This is a genomic window from Rubripirellula lacrimiformis (assembly GCF_007741535.1).
Taxonomy (GTDB): domain Bacteria; phylum Planctomycetota; class Planctomycetia; order Pirellulales; family Pirellulaceae; genus Rubripirellula; species Rubripirellula lacrimiformis.
Genome location: NZ_CP036525.1, coordinates 6220373 through 6235532, shown reverse-complemented (window position 1 = coordinate 6235532; position 15160 = coordinate 6220373). Strand labels below are relative to the sequence as shown.

General features: G+C 58.0%; 10 protein-coding genes. 4 read left to right on the top strand and 6 right to left on the bottom strand.

Translation table 11 applies throughout. From position 1 onward, the window contains the following. Nucleotides 1-64 precede the first annotated feature (64 nt). Entirely contained in the window at nucleotides 65-2284 is a 2220-nt protein-coding gene (locus tag K227x_RS21815) for a preprotein translocase subunit SecA (RefSeq protein ID WP_145172890.1), read from the top strand. Nucleotides 2285-2415: 131 nt separating this feature from the next. Here K227x_RS21815 and K227x_RS21810 read toward each other — a convergent pair whose 3' ends face one another. Continuing rightward, nucleotides 2416-3696, bottom strand: a complete 1281-nt coding sequence (locus tag K227x_RS21810) for a glucose-1-phosphate adenylyltransferase (RefSeq protein ID WP_145172888.1) — start codon at nucleotides 3694-3696, stop codon at nucleotides 2416-2418. A 140-nt stretch (nucleotides 3697-3836) separates the two neighbouring features. Further along, a complete protein-coding gene (locus tag K227x_RS21805; RefSeq protein WP_246146030.1) occupies nucleotides 3837-4805 on the bottom strand; it encodes a ferredoxin--NADP reductase in 969 nt (322 codons plus the stop codon). Between the two features lie 286 nt (nucleotides 4806-5091). On the opposite strand from K227x_RS21805, the gene K227x_RS21800 reads away from it, so the two are divergent. Together K227x_RS21800 and hemG are read left to right on the top strand one after the other, a co-directional pair. Beyond that, a complete protein-coding gene (locus K227x_RS21800; RefSeq protein WP_218933437.1) occupies nucleotides 5092-6411 on the top strand; it encodes a hypothetical protein in 1320 nt (439 codons plus the stop codon). Nucleotides 6412-6417: 6 nt separating this feature from the next. Continuing rightward, the gene (gene hemG, locus K227x_RS21795; RefSeq protein ID WP_145172882.1) at nucleotides 6418-7827 is read left to right on the top strand and encodes a protoporphyrinogen oxidase; all 1410 of its coding nucleotides are present in this window, start codon (nucleotides 6418-6420) and stop codon (nucleotides 7825-7827) included. On the opposite strand, the gene K227x_RS21790 is transcribed toward hemG, so the two are convergent. Further along, nucleotides 7824-8705 (bottom strand): serine/threonine-protein kinase, encoded by an 882-nt coding sequence (locus tag K227x_RS21790; protein WP_246146029.1) that lies wholly within the window; start codon nucleotides 8703-8705, stop codon nucleotides 7824-7826. The two genes, hemG and K227x_RS21790, sit on opposite strands and share 4 nt — an antisense overlap. A gap of 168 nt (nucleotides 8706-8873) precedes the next feature. Next, nucleotides 8874-10655 (bottom strand): arylsulfatase, encoded by a 1782-nt coding sequence (locus K227x_RS21785; protein WP_145172880.1) that lies wholly within the window; start codon nucleotides 10653-10655, stop codon nucleotides 8874-8876. 317 nt (nucleotides 10656-10972) lie between these two features. Here K227x_RS21785 and K227x_RS21780 point away from each other — a divergent pair, with 317 nt between their 5' ends. Next, nucleotides 10973-12463, top strand: coding sequence for a sulfatase (locus K227x_RS21780; protein ID WP_145178264.1), 1491 nt, complete (start codon nucleotides 10973-10975; stop codon nucleotides 12461-12463). A gap of 39 nt (nucleotides 12464-12502) precedes the next feature. Here K227x_RS21780 and K227x_RS21775 read toward each other — a convergent pair whose 3' ends face one another. Further along, the gene (locus K227x_RS21775) at nucleotides 12503-13333 is read right to left on the bottom strand and encodes a class I SAM-dependent methyltransferase (RefSeq protein WP_145172878.1); all 831 of its coding nucleotides are present in this window, start codon (nucleotides 13331-13333) and stop codon (nucleotides 12503-12505) included. A gap of 32 nt (nucleotides 13334-13365) precedes the next feature. Continuing rightward, complete coding sequence (gene polX, locus K227x_RS21770; RefSeq protein ID WP_246146027.1) at nucleotides 13366-15078, bottom strand: DNA polymerase/3'-5' exonuclease PolX; 1713 nt, start codon at nucleotides 15076-15078, stop codon at nucleotides 13366-13368. Nucleotides 15079-15160: the final 82 nt, after the last annotated feature.

The window sequence follows — 15160 nt, the reverse complement described above, 5'->3', positions numbered from 1 at the left end:
AGATGACAGATTCTGGGCCCCTCGAGCGGCTAATCTTTCCAACGTTTTTCACGAAGTAGTATCGATGTCGGCCGGAAAAACGCACCCCGAGAACCTTTCTGACGTTCAACCGAGCGACGACCAGCTTGCCAGTGCCGGCGAAGTCGTCGACGGTGTGGTGCCACTTGCGCCCCAGGCGGGCTCGGAAACGACCGATTCGATCTCGGAAAATCCTCCGCTGCAGGTCCCCCAAACTGCCGCCGATGCCGACGGCTTGGCATTGCCCGAGGGAGCGCCACCGCCCGATCCGGCTCCGCTGAACCCCGAGGCCGAAGCATCCAAGCGTCGCGGCAACGACACGGGTCGGACCCTTTCGGTATTTTCTCGCCAAGGCTTTCGCCCGCAGTTGTTTCGCTGGAAACGCCAACTGGCACTGGTCAATGCGTTCGAAAAGACGCTGATGGCGGAAGACGATTCGGATCTTCGCAAACGTTCGCTGGCGATTCGCTATCGCGCGATGGCGGGCGAAAAATTGGCGCTGATTCTTCCCGAGGCCTACGCGTTGGTCCGCGAAGCCGGCCGCCGCGCGCTGTCGATGCGGCACTATGACGTTCAGGTCATCGGCGGAATCGCGTTGTTCGAAGGCTATGTCGCCGAGATGCAGACCGGGGAAGGCAAGACGCTGACGGCGACCCTGCCGCTGTACCTGCATTCGTTGACCGGCAAGGGAGCCCACCTGGCGACTGTCAACGATTACTTGGCTAAACGGGATGCGGATTGGATGCGTCCGTTGTTCGCGATGCTGGGCGTCGACGTGGGCATTATTCAAACGCCGGATGACCAGCCCGCGCGTCGAAAATCTTATGCCTGTGCGATCACCTACGGGACGGCCAAAGAATTCGGATTTGACTTCCTTCGCGACCGGCTACTGCTGCGTGCCCAAAACCGATTGCAAACCGAAATGTTGGGGGACGGGGGCGGCGGATTTGGTGGCAGCGGTGACGAAATCGTCATGCGAGGAATGCATTTCTGCTTGGTGGACGAGGCCGACAGTATCCTGATCGACGAAGCACGAACGCCGCTGATCATCGGCAGTATCGAAGACACCGTCCGCGACCAGATCGTTGAAACCTATCGCTGGGCATCCGACAACGCCGAGGGATACGAACAAGAAGAACACTTCACGATTCACCCGGACACCAAACAATACGAACTGACCTCACGCGGTCGCCAACGGGTTCGGGCTTTGCCCAAGTCGGATCTGGTGCGAACAATGGGCCTTGTCGATCTGTACGAATACGCCGAACGGGCCATCAAGGTGCACCGCGAATTCCTGCTGGACCGACAATACGTGGTCCGACCGGGCGACAAGGGTGTCGACGAAATCGTGATCGTCGATGAATTTACCGGACGATTGGCCGAGGGCCGGAAATGGCGGGATGGGATCCACCAAGCGATTGAATCGAAAGAAAATATCGATATCAGCGTGCCCACCGGACAAGCCGCACGGATCACGGTTCAGGACCTGTTTCTGCGTTATCCCCACCTGGCCGGCATGACGGGGACGGCAGCGACCAGCGCCCGAGAATTGCACCGGATCTATCGAACCCCGGTGCTGCGAGTGCCAACGAACAAACCTCCACAGCGGAAACGGCTGCCCGATCGTGTGTTCGGAACGATGGAACGTAAGTTCGAAGCCATCGTCAAAGAAATCGAAGATATCCACGCCAGCGGACGCCCGATCCTGATCGGTACCCGGTCCATCGACAAAAGTGAACTGTTGTCGCGAATGCTGACGGAGATCGGCATCACACACAAAGTGCTGAACGCGAACAACGTGGCCGAGGAAGCCGAAATCGTGTCGGACGCTGGCGGCATGGGGCGAGTCACCGTGGCGACCAACATGGCCGGGCGAGGAACGGACATCAAATTGTCCGACGGCGTGGAAAGCCTAGGCGGCATGCACGTGATCTGTACCGAATTGCACGACGCCGCCCGAATCGACCGCCAGTTGATCGGACGTTGTGGTCGTCAAGGCGATAACGGGTCCTATCGCCAATACCTGTCGCTGGACGATGACATCCTGAAGACCGGCTTGGGGATCAAAAAATCAGACCGCTTGAAAGATCAGGGGGCCATCACGGCTGGCGCCGTGGACCGGCTGGCCAAGCTATTCCGACGAGCCCAACGTAAGGTCGAACGGAAACACTTTCGCGATCGAATGGTGCTGATGCACCATGAAAAAGAACGAAAGAAAATGCAGCGAGAAATCGGCCAGGACCCGTACCTGGATACACCGGACTGATCCGACGTCGATCCGGCCCACAACGTAGGCCGCAACAAGCGCAGCGCCGTTCCGGCATGGGTTGGTGGTGCCTGGGTGTGTGATGCCGGATCCGCGTCGCTTCGCTCGGCGATCGCCTGGCCGTGAACGGACTACATCTTGAATCCGTCTTCGATCGTTGCGTTCTTGATCACGATTGGGATTCCGTCGCGAACTTGCAGCGGTTCATCTTCGCCCTGATCGACAATCTTCGCTTCGTTGACGATCGTGACGTTCTTTCCGACGCGACAGTTCTTGTCCAGGATCGTACCGATCACGGTCGAACCGTCACCGATCCCAAGCGGGATACCGCTGTTGGGCGTGTCCACGTTTTCGATATGGTCGGCTCCCATCATCACGGTGTCTTTGACGGTCACGTTGTCACCGATCACCGACCGCAGCCCGATGACGCTGTTTTCGATCGTCACGTTGTCACCGATCCGGCAACCGTCGGCGATCAAGCTGCCATGGATCTTGGTGTCGCCCATGATCGTGGGTGGCAAGAAACGTGGGCGGCTGAAAATCGGCGCGTCACGATTACGGATATCGAATGGTGGGTTCTTGCCCGCCAGCGAAAGGTTGGCTTCGTAGAACGCGCGAATCGTTCCGATGTCTTCCCAATATCCGTCGAACAGGTGGACTTGGACTTTGTGCGACTTGATGGCCGCCGGGAACACTTCTTTGCCAAAGTCTTCGTGGTCGGTGCTTCGCAGCAGGTCGACCATGACATCCTTGTTGAAGATGTACAGGCCCATGCTGGCTAAACAATCGCGTCCGTGGCTGGGGATGCCGCGTTCATCGATCCAGGCCGGATCCATGCGAACCTTGGCCAGTTCTTCTTCGGTCTTTGGTTTTTCGACAAATCCCTGCACACGGCCGCTATCGTCAACCTGCATAATGCCCAGCGATGACGCGTCTTTACGCGACACAGGGATCCCCGCGATCGTGGCCGCAGCACCGGATTCGATGTGCGTCTTCATCATTTCGCGGAAGTCCATTCGATACAGTTGGTCACCCGACAGGATCAAAACATGTTCGATCCAGTCTTCTTCTAGGTGGACCAGGTTCTTGCGGACCGCGTCGGCGGTGCCTTGGTACCAATCGGTGCCTTCATCGACGGTTTGCTGGGCGGCCAACAGTTCCACGAATCCGCCGCTGAAGTGATCGAAGGTGTAGGTTTGTCGCAGGTGGCGGTGCAGACTTTCCGACAAAAACTGGGTCAAGACGTAGGCGCGATTCAGACCGCTGTTGATGCAATTGCTGATCGGAATGTCGATCAAACGGTACTTCGCGGCCAAAGGCACAGCCGGTTTGGCGCGGATCTTGGTCAACGGAAACAGGCGAGTTCCGCGACCACCACCGAGAATCAAAGCGATCGTTTTTGAAAGGTCCATGATTGGGTCTTATCTTGAAGTCGTTCGAGATGAAAAGAAGTCGATTTTCGTGCGTTTTGGAAGTGGCAAACAGGGAAACGCAAAGGACGCGTGATGTTCTAACCAGCGGAACAAACCAGCGGAAGGAACTTCGCAGCCGCCTACCAGTACTTTTCGAAACGAATCGTTCCTGCGCCGACGCAGTCATGATCATCCGAAAAGCCAGCGGCGGTCAGGATTTGCAGCATCCCCGGTGTTGTCGGCGGATCCGCGCCAGGCGGCACATATCCAATCATCGCCGGGTTGCCACACAGGAAAACATGCGTCTTGTCGGGCGTCAGCAGATCGCCAGCAAGTTCGGCCAACCGCCCCGACGTGTATAGCGGCTGCAAATACTGCTTGCCAACGTACGCCGGATGCGACGGGTCCAGGTTTTCAGGCTCGCGAGTGGTGAAGGCGAGGTAGCGGTATTGGGAATACTGCTGCTGCAAAACGGCGTGCTCGCGAGCGTATCCGAGGTCCGATCGATTGCGAACGGTCGTCACGTTGACGATTTTCCCGCGGTGACCGTTGGACAACAGGTGCGCGGCCATCGCATTGTGTGGCGCTTCGCCGGTTCCGGTCCCCAGCATCAGCACGGTGTCGTCTGGGTCAATGTCGCCCAGCACGTAATGCCCCACGATCTTTCGCTGAACTTCGATCCGTCCGCCTGGCTGCAGCATGAACATTCGCGGCGTCAGCACGGGCGGCTTCTTGTCTTCGGAATCCGCCCGGCGGACCAGCGTCACATAGAATTCCAGATAGTCGACCGAATCGACCGGGGCCAGTTGGCCATCGGGATCCAACATCGGGCAAGAAATGGAATACGCCCGTCGTCCCAATTTTCGCATTTTTTCCGCAGGGACAATTTCGGTCTGAGTCCCGGGCAAACGGGGTTCCCAGTTGCCCATTCCGATCGCCACATACTGACCAGCCTGGAACGGCTGAAATGGCTCGTCCGGACGGATTCGGAACCGGGCCAGATCGCTGTGGACGTCAATCCGCTCGATGACGGTGGCATTGTAGTGCCGCGTCCGCAGCTGCTCGGCTGCCTCGGCATCTATGTCCGGTGAATCGATCGCGTCGCTCAATTTCGTTCCCTCCTCGGTGGGGACTGGCCGAGTTCCAGGGGTCTGCGATGGGGTTGTTCGCTGCCGGCAACCCGTTTTCAAGGCCGCGGTCCCCGGTGAATCTGATTTCACAACGATCACTCCACTTCGGAAGACATTTAGGGGCCGCACTGCCGACGAATTCCCAATATAATGCTTTCCAAGGGAACCCATGGTGCCGCCAAACGGTTTTTACGGCGATGGCTGCCACTGGCCGGTCAGGACCATCCCCTTTGCCTCCCCCAATCCACCCGACCCCCAAAATCCAATGCGACCTAATTTTCCGCTTTCTCGATCCGTCGTGCCCGCTGCATTCGTTGTTGCATCGGCCACGCTGGCTGTGCTGATGTTCGGCCAAGTTTCGCATGCCGAGTCGTGGACGGATTTACGTGGAACCCGCACGATCGAAGCACGGATGGTAGGCATGTGGGGCGACAACGTCGTCTTGCAGTTGCAAAACGGCAAACGGGTCAGCGTGAACGTCAACGCACTGCGCAGCGAAAGCCGCATCCAAGCACAACAACTGCAGCGAGAACTCGCCACGGCCCGCGCACAGCGAGTCAAAGAATTGCAGGGTCAAGCCGTCGAAGCGGCCGCTCCCGCGCCGACCCCGATCCCAACGCCCGCACCCGCACCGGCCTATCAACCACCGGCCGCTGGCGCCAGTGTGGCCGAGTTCCTGAACCAGATCGATCAATCGGTTCGCAGCGGACATGTCAAAGCGATGTACGATGCGTTGCCACCCAGCTATCGATCCGACATCGATGCGATCGTGAAGATTGCGGCTGCGAAAATGGACGAGTCCAGTTGGCAGGCCAAAATCGGTGGGCTGCAACAATTGGGCGACGTCGTGGTCACTCGCCAGCGATGGTTTTTGTCCAGCCCGCGGGTCCTCTCGTTGCCGGACGACCAGATCGAAATGGTCGAAAGCGAGATTTTGACACTCTGTGGTGCACTGCGAATCGGATTGGATCCGGAAATCACCAGCCTCGAAAAACTTCGCACTCAACCCTTCGGTCAATGGCTGACCAGTTTCGACACCGCCACCGCCCCGTACGTCAAAGCTCTGTTTGACCGAGCCGGCGGTGCGGGGGGGCGTTCGGTAACCTTGGACCGCGAAAAGGACGGTGTGGCCACGGTCACCATCGACCAAGACGGCAAAAAGAAACGCGTCATCTACCAACAGGTGGAAGGTTTCTGGGTCCCCAAATCAATGGCCGACGGGTGGGCCAAATCCGTCGAATCGATGAAACAAACCGTCGAAGAAAGTCCCAGCGGGTCGCTGTTGACCAAACTGGATCCGCTGACTTCGATCGCGGCATTTGCCGGACCCATGGCGTCCGCGGAAACGCCGGACCAGTATCACGGGGCGATGGAATCCATCTTCTCGGCGCCCGAGCAGATGGAAACCGCTGCTGTCGCGGTCCTCGGATTCCTGGGCCAACGATTTAGCCTGGGCCGGGGGGCGCAGGGAGGCTACGATCCGATGGGTGGTTACGATGGCATGGACGGCTACGATGGCATGGACGGATACAGCGGGATGGACGACTACGAAGCCGAAATGGAACGAGGCATGCAGTCTCAATAATACGATATGCAAAAACGACGAGTCGGAATCATCGGTGGCGGATTGTCTGGATTGGCGACCGCCGCCCAACTGCATCTGGATGCTGCTGATTCCATCGAACTGACGGTTTTCGAAGCATCGCCGCGAACCGGCGGTGTCATCCATACCGAAATGATCGACGGATTTTTGGTCGATCACGGCGCGGACATGTTTGCCACCAAGCCGCCCGATGCGCTGCGCCTGTGCGAGCGGTTAGGGGTGGCGGACAAATTGATCGAACCGTTGACGCTCGGTCGCGGTGCGCGAATCGTCCGTGGCGGCCGCTTGGTGTCGATCCCCGACGGCTTTGTGCTGATGCGAGGAACCAAACTGTGGCCGATGTTGACCACCGGTCTGCTATCGCCAAAGGGAAAACTGCGTTACCTGATCGAACGATTTGTTGTCGCGCCGCCGGAAATCGAAGACGACGAATACGACGAATCCGTCGAACAGTTCGTGCGGCGACGGATGGGCGACGAAGTCCTGGATCGCATTGTCGCCCCTTTGTCGGCCGGCATCTACACCGCGGACATCACCAAACTAAGCATGCGGGCGACGATGGCGCCGATTGCCGAAATGGAACGCAAATTCGGCTCGCTGGCCCGCGCCACCGCTGCCCGCCGCCGATCGGGCGAAGACAACGTCGAACGGGGCAGCACAGGCGCCCGCTATGGCCAGTTCCGATCCTTCCCGGGCGGCATGATCCAGTTGATCGAATCTCTAGCCAACTCGCTCCCGCCAGAATCCATCCGGATCAACTGCCCCGTCGCCAATCTTTCGCGACAACAAGACCACTGGGACGTGACCACGGCCGCAGGCGAAACGATGGCCTTCGATCACGTCGTGGTCGCCACCAACCCACGTCCGGCCGCAAAGATTTTGGCTGACATCGCACCGCAGGCAGCCGACGGGCTTTCGAAAATCGAATCCACGTCCACGGCGATCGTCGTGCTGGGGCTGCGCAAATCAGACATCCAACGCGACATCAATACGTTTGGTTTCGTCGTCCCTGCGACCGAGAACCGCCGCATTTTGGCGGGCAGCTTTGCCAGCCACAAGTTTGCCGGCCGAGCCCCCGAAGGTCACGTCCTGATCCGCTGCTTCGTGGGGGGCGCACTGCAGCCCGAACTGCTTCGCAACGACGACGAAACGCTGATCCAAATGGTCCGCCAAGAACTGGCCGAACTGATCGGGCTCACTGGCGAACCGGTCATGTCGCGCGTTGTCCGCTGGAACGAGGCGATGCCTCAGTACCACATCGGGCATGGTCCCCGCGTGAAACAGATTCAAGCGGACATCGACGCGGTGCCCCATTTGTCGGTCATCAACAATGCCATGGGTGGCGTGGGCATCGCTCCGGTGATTCGATCGGCCGGCAAAATCGACGTGCGAAACTAGGCGATGCGGCGGGTATAGGCGTCGGTCACGGCCGCGCCACGCAGCGACACAGATCGGTCGGTCAACGGATAACGAATCTTGGTCATCGCGTTGTGCATCGCAACGGCGTCACGAAAACGCTTGCTCGGGGTGGGCTCGATTGCCTTGCGAATCAGGTCCACAAAGTCTTTCGACAATCCACGCCGCAGCTTGTTGAAACTGGGCAACTTGTCGAATGGGTACTCGGGCACGTCGCCGGAAAACAATCGATAGATCACCAAGCCCAGCGAAAAGACGTCACTGCGGTAGGTCGGTTTGCCCATCGCTTGTTCCGGGGCGCAGTACCCCAGCGTCCCCGACCCCGAAATTTCGTGGTCGCCTTTTTCGATCCGCGCCAGACCGAAATCGGTCAACCGAATGACCTGGTCGGGGAACAGAATGAAGTTGTCTGGTTTGATGTCGCGGTGCAGCACCGATTGTTCGTGCGCGTACGCCACCGCGCTGATCATCTGGACCGCGTAGTCCATCGCAGCGGCTCGTGACAATCGCCGCGTCAACCGATCGGCCAGCGTTTCTTCGCCCAGCGGAAACACGATCACGAAATGACCGTTGATGAACCGAGCATCCTTCAGCGGCAGCACCGATGGATGTTCCATCCGCGCCATGATGCGAACCTCTCGCTGCATGTCGTCCAACGATTGTGTGTTGGTCACATAGCGGCTGTCGGGAATCTTGAGCGCAACTTTTCGATCTTCGACCAAATCCTGGGCCGAGTACACGGTTGCAAAGCCACCTTCGCCGAGTCGTCGCAGAATCCGATATTTATCCAGCCGGCTGCCCACTCTTAGGCTTGTTGCGGTACCAGCTTCCTCACGAAAAATCTTCAGCGAAACAGCCACGGGCAACCTACTAGACGCGGAAAACAAAAGTGCAGCAGGCGACAGCCACACCCCATGCACCATCGTCACAACTGGATCGACAAGCCCAGTCAATTCGGCACCACTGTGCCAATCGTTGCAGACCGACGACGGTGCTATCCCGCAAAACCGGCAAAGCTTCGCGCCGGACTATTCCAGACGCCGAAACATCAACAGCCGCATTTCGGCGACCTCGGTGCCCGGAACACGGGTCGCCCGAAGTTTCAGTTCCCCTCGACCAGGGGTCAGTTGCATCGTTCCCAGCGTGATTTCTTTCCAATCTTTGATGTAGCCCTCGGTTCTGGGGTCGCGATCGTTTTCCATTCCCCGCAGCGGTACGTCGTGCGGCTGGGCAATGGTGGCCCGGATCCGTTGGTCGCCTAGCGAAAGTTCGATGTCGGAACCTTCATTCCCGTCGGCACATGCGTAAAACATGCTGACTTCATGGAGTCCCGATCCCAAGACGTCGACGTCCCAAACGATTTCGCCATCGGTGTCGATCCAATTTTTCATGAACGTACAGTTGGGGTACCGATTGCTGCGCTGGATCCCGCCCCGTGGTTCGGCATCCCGGGCTGGCATCTGGTTGTAATTTGCGTCGGGATGCCCCAACGTGATCGGCCGCGTCTCTTTTTGCTGCGATTTTCGAGGTTTCAATTCGGTCAAATATCGACGCAGCGTTCGATCCATCGACGCAGCGATCTTGGGGTGAGTTTTGCTGATGTCTTGCGATTCCCCACGGTCGCTGGTGATGTCGAACAGCTGTCCCGATTCGTGATAGCGGAACTGGTCTGACCGCAGGCTGGCGCGACCATTCCAGGTGCTGAAAATCGTTCGCCCCATCTGCTTGATCGGATTCCCCTGCAGCGCTGCCGCCATCGAAATGCCATCCAAAGGTTTCGTCGGTTCGTAACGCACCGACGCTAACTGAGCCAGGGTTGGTAACAGATCGGTTGCCGAAGAAATCAAATCGACTTTGGTGCCAGGATCGATCCTCCGCGGATAGCGGATCACCAGCGGCGATCGCAATCCGCCCTCGTTCGTCGATCCCTTGCGACCTCGCATCCCCCCGTTGAAACGATACCCATTGGGACCGTTGTCGCTGAAGTAAACGACGATCGTGTCCTGGGCCAAACCCGTGGAATCCAAATGCGACAACAAACGGCCGACGTTGTGGTCGATGTTTTCGCACATCGCTAAAGCGGCGCGAGTGTGGTTGTCGTCCTGGCGATCGGCATTCGCCTGGACCGGATCGGCAACCAATGACTTGTCCTTGAACCGGTCCCAATCCGCATCGGGAACCTGCATCGGCGAGTGGGGTGTGTTGTAGGGCAGGTAAACGAAAAATGGATTCGAGCGATGTTCGTCGATAAAGCCGATCGCGCGGTCGGTCAGATCGTCCACCAGAAACCCATTTCCGCTGACCATCTTGCCATTGTGTTCCAACATTGGCGAAAAATAGTCGCCCCAGTGCCCACTGCAAAATCCGTAGTAGTCATCGAAACCACGAGCATTGGGGTGGTACGGATACTGCATCCCGGAATGCCACTTTCCGTACGCCGCCGTCGTGTAACCGGCAGACTTGAACACATCGGCAATCGTTTGCTCGTCGGCGTTGAAGCGTTCGCCGCCGGTGGACGTGCTGTAGACGCCCGACCGGCTGTGATAACGTCCGGTCAAGAACTCGGCTCGCGTCGGTGAACAGACCGAACACACATAGAAGTTCTTCACCTCGGCACCGTCCCGAGCCAACGAATCGATATTTGGCGTCGATAGGTTCGGATTCCCGTTTAAGCTTAAATCGCCCCATCCCTGATCGTCGGTCAAAATCACGATCACATTGGGTTGGCGGATTTCAACGCCAAACGCGGCCGAAGTGGTGGCCAGTGCCAACAACATCAACGGAATCGACAAGGGCGATCGGACAAACATTCAGAACCTCGGATCGGGGGGAGTTGGCGGGATGCATCTTGGCGGCATGGATTGACGGGCGTCATGCGAGGACGGGGAACGAAACATCTTCGCCGCTAGCGATCGGTACGTCCAGCAACTTCGCTGGCCAGGCTCTTGTTCGTGGACTTGGCAACCAATCTCATTGTCACCGGTCAGCGTCTCATTGTTGCTGGCTGACGGTCGCTTATCATCAAGTCTGCAACCTGCCGCCCCATCCAAGCCCTTCGCACACCGAAAGCCCACCTGTCATGAAACCAATCCGATCACCTTATCTGACATGGATTCGACTGTGCGCCATGGCGGTTGTGTTGTCACCGCTTGCCGGGATTTGGACTGACTTGGCCGTGGCTGCCGATTCCCCCAATGTTCTGATGATTTTGGTTGACGACTTGAAGCCTGCGATGGGCTGCTATGGCGACACGCACGCCAAGACCCCCAACATGGATGGGCTGGCCGCGCGCGGTATGCGGTTCGACGCGGCATACTGTAACCAAGCGGTGTGCGCTCCGTCGCGATTCACGTTGTTGCTGGGATCGCATTCGACGTCGACCGGGTTGTACGGTTTGGGAAGCAACCTTCGCGATCTTGTTCCGGACGCCGTCACATTGCCACAGTACTTTGCCGCCGCGGGCTATCGCACCGAATCGCTTGGCAAAGTCTTTCACGTCGGCCACGGCAACTTAGGAGATCCCGAATCCTTTGGTGTCCCACATTTCAAGGACAAGGTCGTCGAATACTTGGATCCGGCTAGCACCGATGGTGGCAAACTGACGCGCGAGGAAGCGTTGTTCACCAACCAGGAACTGGGCAACATCCGCGCATTGCCCCGTGGGGCCGCATTTGAATCGCCGGTGGCTGAGGATGCCGACTATGCCGACGGACGTGTCGCCCAAGAAACGATGCAGCGTTTGGCGGATGCCAAGCAACGTCGAATCGACGATGGCACCCCGTTCTTGATCGTCGCCGGATTTGCCCGGCCGCACATGCCGTTCAGTGTGCCGAAGAAATACTGGGACATGCATGATCCACAATCGCTGCCGATGCCAAAGCGAACGGTCGCGCCGACCGATGCACCTCGGGTCGCTGGCAAACACGGTGGGGAAATCACCGCTTACAAACCCGTCCCCGAAAACGCCGATATCGACGATTCGCTGGCTCGAAAGTTAATCCACGGCTATTACGCCAGCACATCTTATGTGGATGCCCAAATTGGCAAAGTGATCGGCGAACTGGATCGTCTTGAACTCGATGACAACACCATCGTCGTCCTGTGGGGCGACCACGGTTTCCACCTTGGCGATCTTGGCATCTGGACCAAGCACACCAATTACGAACAAGCAACGCGAATCCCAATCTTGGTCGTCGCGCCGGGGGTGACTCAGTCGGGAACATCGACCGGGCAGTTGGCCGAAAGCGTGGACCTATTTCCGACCCTGGCTGAACTGGCCGGTTTGCCCGCGCCCACGGGACCACAACCGATCGACGGTGTGTCGCTGGTGCCGGTGCTGAAACAACCACAGGCACGCGTTCGCGATCATGCGTACCACGCGTATCCCAAACGAACGCTCGGCCGGGCGATCCGTACCGACCGATACCGATTGGTCCAATGGAAAAACGCCGACGCCGCCGACGATACGGCCGAGTACGAACTGTACGACTACCAGAATGACCCGGTCGAATCCAAGAACCTGGCCGCCGAACAACCTGAATTGGTATCGCGGCTCACTGCGATCCTAAATCAACACGGCACCGCCTATGCCAAGCCTCGCAAAAAGGCAAAGCAGTAAATCGCTGGACTTGGAAACGTCCTCGAACGGCTGCCGCCGCTAACGCTGGGCGACGATATAGCAGATCCAACTGGGATGGCTGGGGGCGACGTCGCCTCGCTGCCATTTCCCATAGTGTTTGCTGTCTTCGTCGTCGTTTTCCCAGTAGACGTGTGACTTGCTGAATCCTGCTTCGGCCAGCATCTCGCGGACTTCGGGAATCGTCCAGAAACGCCAATGGTATTCGAACGCTTTCTTCAGCTTGCTGCCGTCGGCAAATTTGAAGTGAATGTAGAAAGACGCATCGGCGTTGACCGGATTGAAACTGGCTTGTTCCCAGTGATACGAGAATCCCTTTTTGCCTTTGCGGATCTTCCGCTTGTCGACGTTCTCTTCGGTATAGCAGTCGCCACCGCCCATCATGTCCATGACCATGATGCCGTCGTCCTTCAGGTTTCCGCGAGCGACCTTGAAGTAGTCGATGACTTCCTTGCGTGTCTTGAACAGCCAGAATGAAAAATTCTGTGCCGCCAAAACGTCCACCTTCGGACGATCGCTCTTCCGCACATCTTGGCGAAGAATTCGAACCCGCTTCTGTTGGCTGCTGGACAGTTTGCAGAGGTTGTGTTTGGTGCCCCAGTCCAGTGTTTCGCGGCATAGATCCACGCCGACAGCGGTCCGCCGCGAACTGGATTTGGCCCATTCGCAGCAGATCGCAAACGTTCCACAAAAATCTTCCCGCAACGACAGCGGTTTTGACTTATTCGCATCCCGGTACGCTTGTTCGAAAAATTCGACTTCGTGCTCGGGGTGCTGAACGGAACGCTGGTAGCAATCGAACTTGTCGGCCTTTTCAGCCAACGTCTTTTGTTTCTTATTCTTGGATGTCATCGTCGTGCTGCAATCAAATTTCAGTGTTGAAACTACTTTGTCCATTCAGACCAAGGTCGTGTGTTGGCGACGTCGGCCTTGGTCAGCCCGCCCCGCCTAGCCTGTTTGATCCCGTACTGCATCACACCCAGCCCGTCGATCGAATGCGCGTCGGTGCTGATGACGATCGGGATGCCCATCCGTTTGGCGGCGGCTAGGTGCAGATCGTTCAGGTCCAATCTCGCCGGGTTTGCGTTCAGTTCCATGAACGTGCCATGCTTTTTGGCGGCCGTCATCACGGCGTCCATGTCCACGTCGTAGGGAGGACGGCGATTGATCAGTCGTCCCGTCGGGTGCGCGATGCAGGAGACGTGCGGGTTTTCGATCGCGCCGAGAATCCGCTCGGTGATCTGGTCACGCGGTTGTTTCTGGCCATAGTGGATACTGGCTAGCACCCAGTCGGCTTCTGCCAAACAATCGTCGGCCAGATCCATGCCGCCTCGTTCCAGGATGTCACACTCGATGCCCTTCAAGATTGTCAGCCGCCCGTCGTACTCGCTACGGATTTCGTCGATCGCCTTCCATTGTTCGCGCAAACGTTTTTCGTCCAGTCCCATCGCCATCGACACGCGTTTGCTGTGATCCGTGATCGCGATGTACTGCAGTCCCCGTGCGATCGCTGCGTCGGCCATCTCGCGAATCGTGGCGGTGCCATCGGTGGCATTGGTATGCATGTGCAGGTCGCCGATCACATCCTCGGTTTCGATCAGTTCCGGCAGCGTTCCGCTGGCCGCTGCTTCGAACTCGCGTCGGTCTTCCCTTAGCTCCGGTGCAATCCATGGCAACCCGATTGCTGCGTAGACGTCCTGTTCGGTGCTGCCGGCGACACGCGACTCGTCATCCAATTGAAAGACGCCGTACTCGTTGATCTTCAGACCCTGTTCTTTGGCCAGTCGACGCGTGTGAATGTTGTGAGCCTGAGAGCCAGTGAAATACTGTAACGCCGCCCCGAACTGATCCGCCTCGACGACTCGCATGTCGACCTGAAACGATTTGCCGACTCGGATCGAGATCTTGGTGTCGCCGCGGACGATGGTTTGCGAATGCGAATGATAGGCTTCAAGATGATCCATCACTGCCGCATGGTCGTCGGCCACAACGAGCAGATCCAAGTCGCCCACCGTTTCGCGTCCACGGCGATAGCTTCCGGCCCACTGCATCTTGGAGATCACTTTGCATGATTCCATGTGCCGCCCGATCGAAGCCGCCAATTCGTCGGCATCGCACCAGTAGATCCGAGCGGCTGCCGCTTCGGCGATCGACAATCCATCCAAGATGGCGGCCTGCGTCTTGGCACCAAAACCCTTCAAGGACGAAATTTTGTCCTCGTGACAGGCTTTGCGGAGATCGCCCAGGGATTCCAGGGCCAGTTCCTGTTGCAACTTGACTGCCTTCTTGGCTCCCAATCCGGGAATCCGAGCCATCTGGATGACAACCTCGGGGATCTCTTTACGAAGCGTTTCTAGCTGCGGCAAAGAACCGGTTTCGACCAGCACCTTTGACTTTTCGGCAAGCGTCTTGCCGATACCAGGAACTTTGGACAGGTCGCGCTCGGGGTCAGCCAGGATCGCGGCAACCGATTCGTCCAATTCTCGGATCGCTTTGGATCCGTTGGTGTAGGCGCGGATCCGAAACGGGTTTTCGCCACGAAACTCCAACAGCTGAGCCATTTCGTCAAAAACGTCCGCGATCGCCGCATTGTCCACGTGCAAACCTCTAGCCTGAATCCGATTTTCAAAGGCGTCGAGTGTACCACGCCCCGGGAAAAACGGCAGTCCCGCCCGCGTC

Bases quoted from the DNA above. Each gene is read 5' to 3' on its own strand.
- K227x_RS21800 (WP_218933437.1), top strand. From the start codon at position 5,092: ATGCGACCTAATTTTCCGCTTTCTCGATCCGTCGTGCCCGCTGCATTC.
- K227x_RS21775 (WP_145172878.1), bottom strand. From the start codon at position 13,333: ATGACATCCAAGAATAAGAAACAAAAGACGTTGGCTGAAAAGGCCGAC.
- K227x_RS21785 (WP_145172880.1), bottom strand. From the start codon at position 10,655: ATGTTTGTCCGATCGCCCTTGTCGATTCCGTTGATGTTGTTGGCACTG.
- K227x_RS21815 (WP_145172890.1), top strand. From the start codon at position 65: ATGTCGGCCGGAAAAACGCACCCCGAGAACCTTTCTGACGTTCAACCG.
- K227x_RS21810 (WP_145172888.1), bottom strand. From the start codon at position 3,696: ATGGACCTTTCAAAAACGATCGCTTTGATTCTCGGTGGTGGTCGCGGA.
- hemG (WP_145172882.1), top strand. From the start codon at position 6,418: ATGCAAAAACGACGAGTCGGAATCATCGGTGGCGGATTGTCTGGATTG.
- K227x_RS21780 (WP_145178264.1), top strand. From the start codon at position 10,973: ATGGCGGTTGTGTTGTCACCGCTTGCCGGGATTTGGACTGACTTGGCC.